The sequence below is a fragment of the Microbacterium sp. C5A9 genome, assembly GCF_022627955.1.
GTDB lineage: Bacteria > Actinomycetota > Actinomycetes > Actinomycetales > Microbacteriaceae > Microbacterium.
Genome location: NZ_JABXGD010000003.1, coordinates 98,055 through 110,375 on the forward strand (window position 1 = coordinate 98,055; position 12,321 = coordinate 110,375).

Here is a 12,321-nt window from a genome sequence, read left to right on the forward strand (position 1 = left end):
CGCCGCTCCGGGGGTGCGACCCCCTCCCGGCACGCACACGCGCGTAGCGACCACGACCGTCCGACGCAAGGCGCTAGCCAGCATCCGCACGCCGTCGCACGATGGCCCCATGCCCGCCGTCTCCACCGATCGCCCCCTCGCGTCGTATGCGCCGATCGGCGACGGTCGCACGGTCGCGCTGATCGGCACGGACGGACGCATCGACTGGCTCCCCCTGCCCGGCCTGACCGACCTTCCCGTGTTCGCGCGCCTTCTCGACGACGAGACCGGCGGATGCGTGGAGCTCCAGCCGACGGCCGCCTTCCGCACCGAGCGCCGGTACGTCCCCGAGACCAACGTGCTCGAGACGACCTTCATCACGGAGTCCGGCACGGTGCGCGTCACCGATGCCCTGGTGTCCGGCGTCGCGGGTCGCCTGCCGTGGGCCGAGCTCGCCCGCCGCATCGACGGCGTCGACGGCGACGTCGCGATGCGGTGGTGCGTCCGCCCCGGATCGTCGCTGCAGACCGCGGCTCCCTGGCTGGAGCGCACGCAGCACGGCGACGTCATCCGCAGCGGCGCCACCGCGCTCGCCGTCGTCGGATTCGACCACGGTCCCGCCCCCACGGAGCCGGAGTCGCTCGCCGGGCCGCTGCAGGAGGGGAGCTTCACGACGTCGCCGGGTTCGCGGCACCTCCTGGCCCTGGCAGCCACGCACGGCGAGCCGCTGCACCTCCCCGATCCGCGCAACGTCGACCACGGGATCGATCGCACGGTGCAGAGCTGGCAGCACTGGTCCTCGGTGTTCTCGTATGACGGACCGTGGAGCGCGCAGGTGCAGCGCAACGCGCTCGCACTCAAGCTGCTCATCCACAGCCCGTCCGGAGCGATCGCGGCGGCGGCGACGACCTCGCTTCCCGAGAGCCCGCAGGGAGGGAAGAACTGGGACTACCGGCACGCCTGGATCCGCGACCTCGCGTACACGACCCACGCCCTCGTCCGGTTCGGGCTGCGCGAAGAGACCCATGCCGCGCTCTCGTGGCTGCTGCGCACCATCCGCGATCACGGGTCCGACCTCCACGTCATGTACACGCTCGACGGAGCGCTCGTCCCCGAGCCGCACGAGTACGACGTGGCAGGGTGGCGCGGCATCGGCCCCGTCGTGACGGGGAATCCCGCGGGCGGACAGCTGCAGCTCGGCGTCTACGGCGACCTGATGGCCATCTGCCGCACGTACGTCGACGCGGGCAATGTGCTCGATGTGGAGACCGCCCGGCTGCTGGCCGGCGTCGCCGACCGCACCTGCGACGTCTGGCGCAATCCCGATTCCGGGATGTGGGAGCTGCCAGATGAACATCACTACACCTCGTCGAAGATGGGGTGCTGGAAGGCGCTCGAAGATGCCATCGCGCTGGCCGAGACGGGCGCGATCCCCGGCAGCGCCGATCGGTGGCGCGCAGAGCGCGACCGCATCCGCGCGTGGATCGACGAGCACTGCTGGTCGGAGAGCCGGGGCGCGTACGTGCTGCACGCCGGGTCCGATCGGCTCGACGCCTCGGTGCTGCTGCACGCGCCGAGCGGGTTCGATCGCGGCGAGCGCATGTCGGCGACGATCGATGCTCTGAGCGTCGAGCTCGGTGCAGGCGCCCTGATGTACCGCTACAGCGGAGTCGCCGCCGAAGAGAAGACCTTCGTGGCGTGCGCCTTCTGGCGGGTCGAGGCCCTCGCCTGCGTCGGCCGCCACGACGAGGCGCTCGCGCACATGGAGAAGCTCATCGAGCACGCGAACGACGTCGGCATCTACGCCGAGATGATCGACGCCGACGACGGTTCCGCCTGGGGCAACACGCCGCAGGCGCTGAGCCACCTCGCATTCCTCAGCGCCGCGATGACGATCCGTGACATCGTCCCCGCCGAGCTGCTGCAGGGCCGTTGAGGCCCGCACCCCAGACCTGAAAGACCGAACCGAACAACGAGAGGACACACACCATGTCTCGTGACCAGTACACCTTCGTCAACCCCGCCGAGCTCTACTCCGACATCGAGCCCGAGAAGCAGCACATGCCCGAGCCCGGACTCGACGCGGATCTCGCGCCGACGGCCGACCTCGGCGAGGACAGCTACCGCGGCACCGGCCGCCTGACCGGACGCAAGGCACTCATCACGGGCGGCGATTCCGGCATCGGAGCGGCCACCGCGATCGCCTTCGCGCGCGAGGGGGCGGATGTGGCGCTCTCGTACCTTCCCGAGGAGGAAGAGGATGCGGCGCGCATCGCCGGCATCCTGCGCGACGCCGGCGCGACGGTCGCCACGATCCCCGGTGACCTGCGCGACCCCGAGTACTGCCGCACCCTGGTCGCCAAGGCGGTCGGCGCTCTGGGCGGCCTCGACATCCTCGTCAACAACGGGGGCAAGCAGGTCTACCAGGAGTCGCTCGCCGACATCACCGACGAGCAGTTCGACGACACCTTCAAGACCAACGTGTATGCGATGTTCTGGATCACGAAGGCGGCTCTCCCCCACCTTCCGGCGGGGTCGGCGATCATCAACACCACGTCGATCCAGGCGTACTCGCCGTCGGACATCCTCGTCGACTACGCCTCGACCAAGGCGACCATCAACGCGTTCACCAAGGGGCTGGCGCAGCAGCTCGCGCCGAAGGGCATCCGCGTGAACGCCGTGGCACCGGGGCCGATCTGGACGCCTCTGCAGCCCAGTGACGGCCAGCCGCAGGAGAAGCTGCCCGAGTTCGGCGAGAACACGCCGCTCGGCCGCATGGGCCAGCCCGCCGAGCTCGCCCCCGCCTACGTGTTCCTCGCCTCCGCCGAGTCGAGCTACGTCGCCGGCGAGACCCTCAATGTGAACGGCGGCATGCCGACACCGTGATCGACGCTTCGCCGCGTCTGCCGCGTCTGCCGCGTGACAGCGGTGCCGGATGTCGGCGGCACCCGTCACCATGAGACGCATGGCGAACGGATACGACGAGGCATTCCTGCCGAGGCCGCTGCCCCTGCCGCGGCCTCGGCAGGAGGTGCGTGAACTGAGCTACCCGCGCTTCACGGTGCTGCTCGACCCGCACCGGCGGCTCGCCGCGGTCACCGGGGTCAACATCGACGGAGCCGCACTGCGCGATCTGCCCCGGTCGGGCGAGTGGCGACTCGACACTCGAGTACCCGACGCCGAGCAGACAGGGCCCGCGGTGTACGCACGCAACGATCTCGACCGCGGACATCTGGTGCGTCGGCGCGACCCGGGCTGGGGCGACGACGACGAGGCGCGGGACGCGATGGCGGCGACGTTCTTCTACCCGAATGCGGCGCCGCAGGCCGCCGGGTTCAACCAGTCGAAGGATCTCTGGCTCGGTCTCGAGGACCACGTGATCGAGTACGCCGAGGCGACCGACCAGCGCCTCTCGGTGTTCACCGCCCCCGTGCTCGACGACGCGGATCCGCCGTACCGCGGCATCCGCATTCCGCTGCGCTTCTGGAAGGTCGCCGCGTGGCACGGGCAGGACGGGCTCGCGGCCGCAGGCTTCGTGCTCGACCAGACGGAGCTCGTCGACACGACCGACGGCCTTCTCGCAGCGACGCCGTTGGGGGCATTCCGCACCTTCCAGGTACCTATCGCCGAGATCGCCCGCCTGACCGGGATCGATCTCGGCCCGCTCGTCGCCGCGGATGTCCTCGTCCGCCGCACCGGACGGCAGACGCGGTGGAGGCAGCTGTCCTCGACGGCCGACATCACTCTCTCGACCGGTCTCGTCTGAGCGCGAGAACTGGACAAAGGACCCTTGTGCGGGCTCTGATCGCCTGTCACTCTGTGTGAGCAGCCTTGCCGCGCTGCGACGCGGCGGCAGCGGCGCCGCCCCAATGGCGGTGCCAGACGGGGCGCCCTTTCCGCCTCCTCCCCCGCGGTGGGGGCGTCCCGTCCACACTCCTACTCGTGAACCCTGCACGGGATCCCGACGTCGAGGTCGAGGCACGCGCGGGCGGCACGATCAGTTGAAGTCGCCGCCCGGGGCCATGTCGTGGAAGCGCGAGTAGTGGCCCTGGAACGCCACGGTGATCGTCGCGGTCGGGCCGTTACGGTGCTTGGCGACGATCAGGTCGGCCTCGCCCGGGCGCACGTCCTTGTCGTAGACCGAGTCACGGTGCAGCAGGATGACCATATCGGCGTCCTGCTCGATCGAGCCGGACTCACGCAGGTCGCTGATGGCGGGCTTCTTGTCCTGACGCTGCTCGGGACCACGGTTCAGTTGCGACAGGGCGATGACCGGAACCTGAAGCTCCTTGGCGATGAGCTTGAGGCTACGGGAGAACTCCGAGACCTCCTGCTGACGCGACTCGACGCGCTTGCCCGAGGTCATCAGCTGCAGGTAGTCGATGATGACCATGCGCAGCCCCTCGCGCTGCTTGAGTCGACGGCACTTGGCGCGGATCTCGACCAGCGTCATGTTCGGGCTGTCGTCGATGTAGAGCGGTGCGTCGTTGATGCGGCCGCGGGTCGCCGCGACCGTGGTCCAGTCGCGGGGGTCGAGGTTTCCCTTGCGCATGTTCTGCAGCGGGATCTGGCCCTCGGCGCTGAGCAGACGCATCGCGATCTCGCTCTTGCCCATCTCGAGCGAGAAGAACACGGAGGGCAGGTTGTGACCGATGGATGCAGCGCGCGCGAAGTCGAGCGCGAGCGTCGACTTACCCATGGCGGGTCGCGCGGCGACGACGATCATCTGCCCGCCGTGCAGGCCGTTGGTGAGCTCGTCGAGCTCCTTGAACCCGGTCGGGACACCCGTCATCGATCCGTCGCGGCCGCTGGCGGCCTCGATCTCCTCGAGCGCCGCGTCGACCGCGATCTGCAGCGGGACGTAGTCTTCGGCGGTCTCCGACCCGGTGATCGAGTAGATCTCCGCCTGCGCGTTGTTGACGAGGTCGGTCGCGTCTCCCTGACCGTCGTAGCCGAGCTGCACGATGCGGGTGCCCGCGTCGACCAGGCGGCGCAGGATCGCGCGCTCCGAGACGATACCCGCGTAGTACCCGGCGTTGGCCGCGGTGGGGACGATCGAGGTGAGCGTGTGCAGGTAGTCGGCGCCGCCCGCGCGGCTGAGCTCACCCGTCTTGATGAGCTCGTCGGTGACGGCGACGACGTCGGTCGGCTCTCCGTGCGAGTACAGCGAGAGGATCGCCTCGAAGATGAGCTCGTGCTTGGGGATGTAGAAGTCGGCGCCCCGGAGGGTCTCGATCACATCGGCGACCGCGTCCTTCGAGAGCAGCATGCCGCCGAGCGCGCTCTGCTCCGCGAGAAGGTCATGCGGAGGGGTCCGCTCGGGCGGACGCTTGCCACCGAGACGGTCCTCGGAGATGTCAGCGATCGACACAGTGTTCCCTTCGATGCGACGAGCGTGGTGAGCGGGGCGCTGCCCGGATGTCGTGCTGCGCTGTCGCGGCCTTTCGAAGCCGTCTGCACAGCGAACCAGCAGCCACCGACATCGGGTCGCTCGACCACGCTACGAGCGGCGATTTTCGGTCGCAACACAGGCTGTGGATAACTCTGTGGAAAGCGTGCGGAGAAATCCGGAGTGTCTGTGTACAACCGCTGTGGATAACCCGGTGGACTACGTGGATTTGACGACCATTTTGCTCATCTGAACAGGTATTTCATGTTTCCCCAACCTGTGGATGAGAACGTGGTTCAACCGGACATTGAAGGTTTGTCCATCGACTGGGGGGATGTGTAGAACCTGGGGAAAGTCAAGCCGGATCTTCGCCGGGCGCGTCACACGCGGCAACGATCCGGAACACGCGGTCGCGACCAGCCGATTTGGTCATCAGGGGTATGGACATGAGAGATATCTCGGAGTATCGTCGCCGCTCATCGACGCCTCGCTCTCCGGAAGGAATTCCCCCCTGCCCCGCGGTCAGCGGCTGTCTAGACTGCTGCGGGGAGGTCGCACATGCACGATTCTCGCCGCCTGCGGTGGGCGGTCAACGGCGCGCGCACGTTCATCGTCCCCACGGATGCCGTCGCCGCATCCCTCGCCGAGATCGACCGCACGGTGCGGGCCGCGCACTTCCGTCCGCGCGCCGCAGCCCCCACGGCGCACGCGGCGCGCGTCTATCGGCGAGGCTCGGTCGTCGGCGACATCCTGATCGGAGGCAGCGGCCTGTCGGCGATCACGAGCAGGATCGGACCGCTCTCCGCGAAGGGCATCGCCGTGGTCTCAGTCGTCGAGCGCGACGCACACGCGCGAATGATCGTCTCGCTGGTGGCCGGGACGCACGTGGGCGCCGACTTCGTCGATGCGGTCGAGGACGCGGTGCACACCCTGGTGGCCCGCGGAGTGCCCGTGGAGGACGAGGGCTGGTCTCGGGCGGTCGATGTCGATCGGTCACTGCCCGCGCATCCACAGCGCGCGGCGGAGCTCGGACTCCTCTGAGCATCCGGCGACTCGAGCCTCGAACGCAGAACACCCCCTGTCCCGAAGGACAGGGGGTGTCTCGCGCATCACGACGGGCTCAGTGGCCCATCGACCGCAGGGTCACTTGGAGGCGACGACCTGCAGGGAGATGACAGCGGTCACGTCGTCGTGCAGACGAACCGTGGCCTCGTGCTCACCGGTCGACTTGATCGTCGAGCCGATGTGCACCTTGCGCTTGTCGATCGAGCCGAGACCGGCAGCCGCGACAGCGTCGGCGACATCGGCGGTCTTGACCGATCCGAAGAGACGACCTTCGGCGCCGGCCTTGACGGTCAGGCGCACCTTGGTGCCTTCGATGGTGTTCTTCAGGGCCACGGCCTCGTCGCGGTCGTGGATCGCACGCGCCTGACGAGCAGCCTGGATCGAAGCGACCTGCTTTTCGCCACCGCGGGTCCACGCCGTAGCGAAGCCCTGGGGGATGAGGTAGTTACGGGCGTACCCGTTCTTGACCTCGACCACGTCACCGGCACTTCCGAGCCCGGCGACCTCGTTCGTGAGAATCAGCTTTGCCATATCCGTACCCCTCAGCGGCCAGCGCCGGCGTAGGGCAGGAGAGCCATCTCGCGAGCGTTCTTGATCGCGCGAGCGATCAGACGCTGCTCCTGCACGGAGACACCGGTGATACGACGGGCGCGGATCTTCCCACGCTCCGAGATGAACTTGCGAAGGGTCGCGACATCCTTGTAATCGATGAGACCGACCCGGATCGACTTCGCGGGAGCGGCGTTCTTCGCGCCCTTCCGCGGCTTGCGGCGGTCGCCGCTCGACTTTCCAGCCATTGTTTTTCCTTAGTTGTGAGACGGACCGCTGAGTCTTTCGACGGACTCAGAGACCCGATCCAGAAGAGTGATCAGAAGGGGGTGTCGTCGCCGAAGCTGCCCGGAGTGCTCCAGGCATCGGCGCTGGTCGACGAGCCGGGGGTTGACCACGGCTCCTCCGACACCTGCTGCTGCTGCGCGGGGCGCGACTGTCCGCCGCCGCCACCGCCACCGTTCGACGCCGCGCGGGTGACCTGTGCCGTCGCGTACCGAAGCGAGGGGCCGATCTCGTCGACCTCCAGCTCGATCGCGGTGCGCTGGTTGCCCTCGCGGTCCTGGTAGGAGCGCTGACGCAGACGGCCTTGCGCCATGACGCGCATACCCTTGGTCAGCGAACCCGCCACGTGCTCGGCGAACTCACGCCAGACCGACGCACGGAGGAACAGCGCTTCGCCGTCCTTCCACTCGTTGGCGGCGCGGTCGAAGTTCCGAGGAGTCGAGGCGATGGTGAAGTTCGCCACCGGCAGTCCGTTCTGCGTGTACCGCAGCTCGGGGTCGGCCGTGAGGTTTCCCACCACGGTGATGACTGTTTCGCCGGCCATGGAACTCAGGCCTTCGCAGCCTTGGCGGCCTTGCGGGCAGCCTTCTCCTCGGAGCGCTTCGCCTCGGAAGCGATCATTGCCTGAGCTTCCTCAGCGCGGAGCACCTTGGTGCGCATGATCTGCTCGTTCAGCTTGAGCTGACGGTCGAGCTCCTGAGTGGCCTCGCTGGTCGCGGTGAAGTTCACGACGGCGTAGATGCCCTCGGTCTTCTTCTGGATCTCGTACGCGAAACGGCGCTTGCCCCAGACGTCGACCTTTTCAATCGAGCCACCATCGTTGGTGATGACCTTCAGGAACTTGTCGAGCGTAGGGGCGACCTGGCGCTCGTCGATCTCGGGGGTCAGAATGACCATGAGTTCGTACTGGTGCGTCACTTACCCACCTCCTTCGGACTAGAACGGCTTCCGGGACTTTCCCGGGAGCAGGAGGGTGTGTGCACGTCGTCGCCCGTGGCTTCCCGAATGGATGCCAGAGGGCAGACAACCTCGACAGTCTAGCCGAGATTCCTCCGGGCTGCCTCCACGCGGTCGCGCGGGGAGTTGGCATGCTGGAATGCGCGCGCGGTGATCGACACCGTGTGCACGACCGAAGGGGGAAACATGATGCGTTCCAAGAAGTGGGGAGTCGGGCTCGCCCTGACCGCTGCCGTGCTGCTCACCGGCTGCTCTGCCGGCGCCGAGGAGAAGCCCGCCGACGAGAAGCCCACCGCCGCCGCGGAGCAGGAGGAGACGACGGCACCCGCGTCCGACGACTGCCCGGAGCTCGCCGAAGGAGCATCGGTCGACGGCACCGCACTCGGTGCGTGCATCACCGACGCCATGGCCAGCGCCGCGGGCTACGCCGGCACCACGTCGGTTCTCGGCATGGAGTCGACCATGCGGTACAACCCGGCCGACAAGGCCGTCGAGTCGATCTCCCCGATGGGATCGCTCATCGTCATCGGCGACGACGTCTGGGTCAAGTCGTCCACGAGCGAGTGGCAGGCCGCCGACCCGGAGTCGTCCGACCCGGTCATCGCCGCGCTCAGCGCCAGCGCCGCGAACCTCGAGGGCGTCGACCCGGCCGAGGCAGCGGGCGGACTCACCGGAGACTTCACCGTCACCGGCACCGGCACCCGCCTCGACCAGGAGGTCTTCCTCGTGAGCGGCACGGCCGACATGCAGGGCCTTCCGGTCGACGTCGTCTACGAGGTCACCTCCGACTACGTGATCCTCGCGTCGACGGCATCCGCCGACGCCGGCGGCCAGTCCATCGAGACGTCGATGGAGATCACCGAGTGGGACATGCCGCAGGACATCGTCGCACCCGTCTGATCCGACGACACGCACTGCGGGCCGGGGCTCTCGCCTCGGCCCGCAGTGCGTGTCGGGTCGTTCGATCAGGCGTCCAGGGGCATCCCGAGGATCAGCGCGCGCAGCGTCTCGATCGGGATCTTGGGCTCCCGCGCCTCGGTGAGCAGCCCGTTCTGCTCCTGCATCGTGTCGGTGAGCTGGGTCCAGCACCAGCCGGCGAGCCCGCCCTGACGACCGTGACGGTCGCGGACGCCGGACTGCACCGCACCCAGGATCTCCGAGAGCTTCTGCTGATAGTCCTCGGGGCTGCTCGCCTCCGAATAGCCCCACGAGTTCGCCGGCCCCGCATCGGCCGCCCACTTCACCCCGCCGAACTCGGTGAGCATGATCGGCTGGCCTGCGTCGGCCGTCCCCTCGAGACGGATCCGGCGGCCCGCGGGCCCGATCCCGCCGATGTACTCGCGCAGGCGAGTCTCGTCGACGTCGTAGCGCTCCGCCAGCACCCGGCCGTCCCACTCGTAGTCGTGGACGGTCCACAGGTCGGACGTGCCCAGCTCCCACCCGTCGTTCGAGATGACGGGACGCGTGGGGTCGAGCGCCTTGGTCAGCTGATACAGCCCCTCGGCGAACGCCCGCTGATCACCTCGCGAGGCGATGTGCTGCACGCCCCAGCTCTCGTTGAGCGGCACCCACGTGATGATGCTCGGGTGGGACCTGTCGCGCAGGACGGCCTCGGTCCACTCCGCCGTAGTGCGCCGCACCGACTCGGCGCTGAACGTGTACGTCGCCGGCATCTCGCCCCAGACGAGCAGTCCGAGCCGATCTGCCCAGTAGAGGAAGCGCTCGTCCTCGATCTTCTGATGCACCCGCACGGAGTTGAACCCGAGGGCGGCGATGAGCTCGGCCTCGCGGCGCAGCGCGTCGGCAGAGGGCGCCGTGAGGTGCGATTCTGGCCAGTACCCCTGGCTCAGCACGGATCGCAGCGTGACCGGTCGCTCGTTGAGCAGCAGCGCCCCCTCGCTCCAGCCCACCGAGCGGAGTCCGAGGTAGCTGGCGACGGCATCCGTCTCGAACCCCGCGGTCTCCACCTGCACCCAGGCGTCGAGCAGCACAGGGTTCTCCGGCCGCCAGAGCAGGTGCTCGTAGTGCTGGCCGTTCGCCTGACCGGCGAGCGGGAAGGTCAGCGTCGTGCTCGTGTCGCCCGCGGTCACGCTGGCGGTTCCGAGCGGTCGCCCCTCGTGGGCGATGCGGACGTGCACGACGCTGTCGGCGCGTCGACTGAGCGCCACCTCGGCCGTCACGGTCCCTGCGGTCAGGTCGCTGGTCCAGGTGAGCGCGGTCACGTGCTGGGGAGACACCGATTCGAGCCACACGGTCTGCCAGATGCCGGTCGTGCGGTGGTACCAGATGGCATGTGGGTCTTCGTGCCAGTCCTGCTTGCCGCGGGGCTGGGCGAGATCGTGGGGGTCGTCTTCGGCGCGCACCACGATCGTGTGGGTGCCGCCCGACGGCGCGAGCGCATCGGTGATGTCGAACGCGAAGGGCGTGTGCCCTCCCTCGTGCGTGCCCACGACCTGACCGTCGACCCAGACCGTGGCGCGGTGGTCGACGGCACCGAAGTGCAGGACGGCCCGTCGATCGGCGGTGTGCCCGGCGGCATCGAGATCGCCCGCGGTGAGCACGCGCCGGTACCAGACGACGGGGTGGAAGCCCGTCTCGCCGATGCCCGACGCCGGCGACTCGGGCGGGAACGGCACTCGGATGCGGTCGGGCAGCTCGCGCCCGTCGTGCCAGCGCTCGCTGCGGCCGCGGTCGGCGTCGTCGTGCGCGAAGCCCCACTCGCCGTCGAGGTCGATGAACGATTCGCGCACCAGCTGGGGACGCGGACGAGCGGTCTCCACTCGGCTCGCCTGGATGGAATCGATCCCTGATCGGGCGTCTCGCAGTGACACGTGCACGGCTCCCTCTTCCGGTCGGCTCCCGCCGGCCATTCGTCGTCGAACGGGTTCTTTCGTCGGAGGACTACACGATAGTTCCACGTTGAACTACGGTCAAACGCTAGAGTCGGATCGAGCATCCTGCACCGTCCCGCCGGCGCTCGACCCGACCCGACCGAAGGAGCCCCATGGCGCGCGTGACCCTCGCCGACGTCGCGGCGCGTGTCGGGGTCAGCGCCAAGTCGGTGTCCAACGTCGTGAACGGCACGGGCTGGGTGAGCGCCGAGGTGCGACAGCGCATCCTCACGGCGATCGACGAGCTCGGCTACCGCCCCAATCTCGCGGCTCGACAGCTGCGCAACGGTCGCAGCGGGCTGATCGCCCTCGTACTGCCCGACCTGCGCGAACCGTACTTCGCCGAGTTCGCCTCCTCGTTCGTCCGCGTCGCGCAGACCCGCTCGCTGACCGTGCTCATCGCGCAGACCAACGGCGACCACGAGACCGAGTTGGCGATGATGGCCGGCCAGGGGTTCCCCGCCCTCGACGGCATCGTGATGAGCCCCCTCCTGCTGACAGCCGCCGACATCGCGGCTCGCCCGGCCACTCCCCCGCTGGTGCTGATCGGCGAGCAGGCCGAGAGCCTCGTCGGTCCGAGCGCGCACCACGTCGGCATCGACAACGTCTCGGCCGCCGCGGCGGCGACGACCCATCTGATCGCACACGGACGTCGCCGCATCGCCGCGGTGGGAGTGCAGGAATCGGGTCCGAGCGCCACGTCACGTCTGCGGTTCGAGGGCTATCTCCGTGCGCTGGCCGCCGCCGGCATCGACCCCGATCCGTCGCTGTTCGCCGTCGTCGAGACGTTCGACCGCGCCGAGGGATCGATCTCGGTGCAGCGCCTGCTGGCATCCGGGGCCGAGTTCGACGCGCTCTTCTGCTTCAGCGACAGCCTCGCGCTCGGGGCCCTCTACACGCTGGGCAGCCACGGCGTCTCGGTGCCCGATCGGGTGCAGGTCATGGGCTTCGACGACATCGACGAAGGACGCTTCCACATCCCGGCGTTCTCGACCGTCGATCACGGCGTCGAGAAGGCTGCGGAGACCATCCTCGACATCCTCACGAGTCGATCCTCACCCGAACCCGGGTCGCACCACTCCGTGCCCTACAGCCTCATCACGCGCTGACCGCGGCACCGCACCCCCGCACCCGCGCAGGCACCGCGACGGGCGGGCACCGCGACGGGCGGAGAACACCCCCTGGGCGGAGACCCACGCCTCGCGG

Annotated in this window: 12 protein-coding genes; 6 read left to right on the forward strand and 6 right to left on the reverse strand. The window is 68.8% G+C overall.

Annotated features, from left to right (window positions below; translation table 11 throughout):
• Window positions 1-109 precede the first annotated feature (109 nt).
• From HWD99_RS07160 to HWD99_RS07170, 3 genes are all read left to right on the forward strand, one after another.
• On the forward strand, window positions 110-1,915 hold the full coding sequence (locus tag HWD99_RS07160) for a glycoside hydrolase family 15 protein (protein ID WP_241795545.1): 1,806 nt from the start codon (window positions 110-112) through the stop codon (window positions 1,913-1,915).
• A gap of 53 nt (window positions 1,916-1,968) precedes the next feature.
• Window positions 1,969-2,865 carry an SDR family oxidoreductase gene (locus HWD99_RS07165; RefSeq protein WP_241795546.1) on the forward strand — a complete coding sequence of 299 codons (897 nt, stop codon included), beginning with the start codon at window positions 1,969-1,971 and terminating at the stop codon, window positions 2,863-2,865.
• Between the two features lie 79 nt (window positions 2,866-2,944).
• The gene (locus HWD99_RS07170) at window positions 2,945-3,745 is read left to right on the forward strand and encodes a DNA/RNA non-specific endonuclease (protein ID WP_241795547.1); all 801 of its coding nucleotides are present in this window, start codon (window positions 2,945-2,947) and stop codon (window positions 3,743-3,745) included.
• Window positions 3,746-3,976: 231 nt separating this feature from the next.
• On the opposite strand, the gene dnaB is transcribed toward HWD99_RS07170, so the two are convergent.
• Entirely contained in the window at window positions 3,977-5,350 is a 1,374-nt protein-coding gene (dnaB, locus tag HWD99_RS07175) for a replicative DNA helicase (protein ID WP_194764328.1), read from the reverse strand.
• Between the two features lie 576 nt (window positions 5,351-5,926).
• On the opposite strand from dnaB, the gene HWD99_RS07180 reads away from it, so the two are divergent.
• On the forward strand, window positions 5,927-6,409 hold the full coding sequence (locus HWD99_RS07180; RefSeq protein ID WP_241795548.1) for a hypothetical protein: 483 nt from the start codon (window positions 5,927-5,929) through the stop codon (window positions 6,407-6,409).
• A 102-nt stretch (window positions 6,410-6,511) separates the two neighbouring features.
• Here HWD99_RS07180 and rplI read toward each other — a convergent pair whose 3' ends face one another.
• From rplI to rpsF, 4 genes are all read right to left on the reverse strand, one after another.
• Entirely contained in the window at window positions 6,512-6,964 is a 453-nt protein-coding gene (gene rplI / locus HWD99_RS07185) for a 50S ribosomal protein L9 (protein WP_241795549.1), read from the reverse strand.
• A gap of 11 nt (window positions 6,965-6,975) precedes the next feature.
• The gene (rpsR, locus tag HWD99_RS07190; protein WP_241795550.1) at window positions 6,976-7,230 is read right to left on the reverse strand and encodes a 30S ribosomal protein S18; all 255 of its coding nucleotides are present in this window, start codon (window positions 7,228-7,230) and stop codon (window positions 6,976-6,978) included.
• A 71-nt stretch (window positions 7,231-7,301) separates the two neighbouring features.
• Window positions 7,302-7,811, reverse strand: coding sequence for a single-stranded DNA-binding protein (locus HWD99_RS07195; protein ID WP_194764331.1), 510 nt, complete (start codon window positions 7,809-7,811; stop codon window positions 7,302-7,304).
• A gap of 5 nt (window positions 7,812-7,816) precedes the next feature.
• Window positions 7,817-8,185, reverse strand: a complete 369-nt coding sequence (gene rpsF / locus HWD99_RS07200) for a 30S ribosomal protein S6 (protein WP_194764332.1) — start codon at window positions 8,183-8,185, stop codon at window positions 7,817-7,819.
• 225 nt (window positions 8,186-8,410) lie between these two features.
• Here rpsF and HWD99_RS07205 point away from each other — a divergent pair, with 225 nt between their 5' ends.
• Window positions 8,411-9,124: a hypothetical protein gene (locus tag HWD99_RS07205; protein ID WP_241795551.1), complete on the forward strand. Its 714-nt coding sequence runs from the start codon at window positions 8,411-8,413 to the stop codon at window positions 9,122-9,124.
• Between the two features lie 65 nt (window positions 9,125-9,189).
• Here the strand turns inward: HWD99_RS07205 and HWD99_RS07210 are convergent, their stop codons facing one another.
• Window positions 9,190-11,004 (reverse strand): glycoside hydrolase family 2 protein, encoded by a 1,815-nt coding sequence (locus tag HWD99_RS07210; RefSeq protein ID WP_241795552.1) that lies wholly within the window; start codon window positions 11,002-11,004, stop codon window positions 9,190-9,192.
• Window positions 11,005-11,228: 224 nt separating this feature from the next.
• Between HWD99_RS07210 and HWD99_RS07215 the strand changes: the two genes are divergently transcribed.
• Window positions 11,229-12,224, forward strand: coding sequence for a LacI family DNA-binding transcriptional regulator (locus HWD99_RS07215; protein ID WP_241795553.1), 996 nt, complete (start codon window positions 11,229-11,231; stop codon window positions 12,222-12,224).
• Window positions 12,225-12,321 lie beyond the last annotated feature (97 nt).

Coding starts and splice junctions, on each gene's coding strand:
- HWD99_RS07160 (WP_241795545.1), top strand. CDS start 110: ATGCCCGCCGTCTCCACCGATCGCCCCCTCGCGTCGTATGCGCCGATC.
- HWD99_RS07165 (WP_241795546.1), top strand. CDS start 1,969: ATGTCTCGTGACCAGTACACCTTCGTCAACCCCGCCGAGCTCTACTCC.
- HWD99_RS07170 (WP_241795547.1), top strand. CDS start 2,945: ATGGCGAACGGATACGACGAGGCATTCCTGCCGAGGCCGCTGCCCCTG.
- HWD99_RS07180 (WP_241795548.1), top strand. CDS start 5,927: ATGCACGATTCTCGCCGCCTGCGGTGGGCGGTCAACGGCGCGCGCACG.
- rplI (WP_241795549.1), bottom strand. CDS start 6,964: ATGGCAAAGCTGATTCTCACGAACGAGGTCGCCGGGCTCGGAAGTGCC.
- rpsR (WP_241795550.1), bottom strand. CDS start 7,230: ATGGCTGGAAAGTCGAGCGGCGACCGCCGCAAGCCGCGGAAGGGCGCG.
- HWD99_RS07195 (WP_194764331.1), bottom strand. CDS start 7,811: ATGGCCGGCGAAACAGTCATCACCGTGGTGGGAAACCTCACGGCCGAC.
- HWD99_RS07205 (WP_241795551.1), top strand. CDS start 8,411: ATGATGCGTTCCAAGAAGTGGGGAGTCGGGCTCGCCCTGACCGCTGCC.
- HWD99_RS07215 (WP_241795553.1), top strand. CDS start 11,229: ATGGCGCGCGTGACCCTCGCCGACGTCGCGGCGCGTGTCGGGGTCAGC.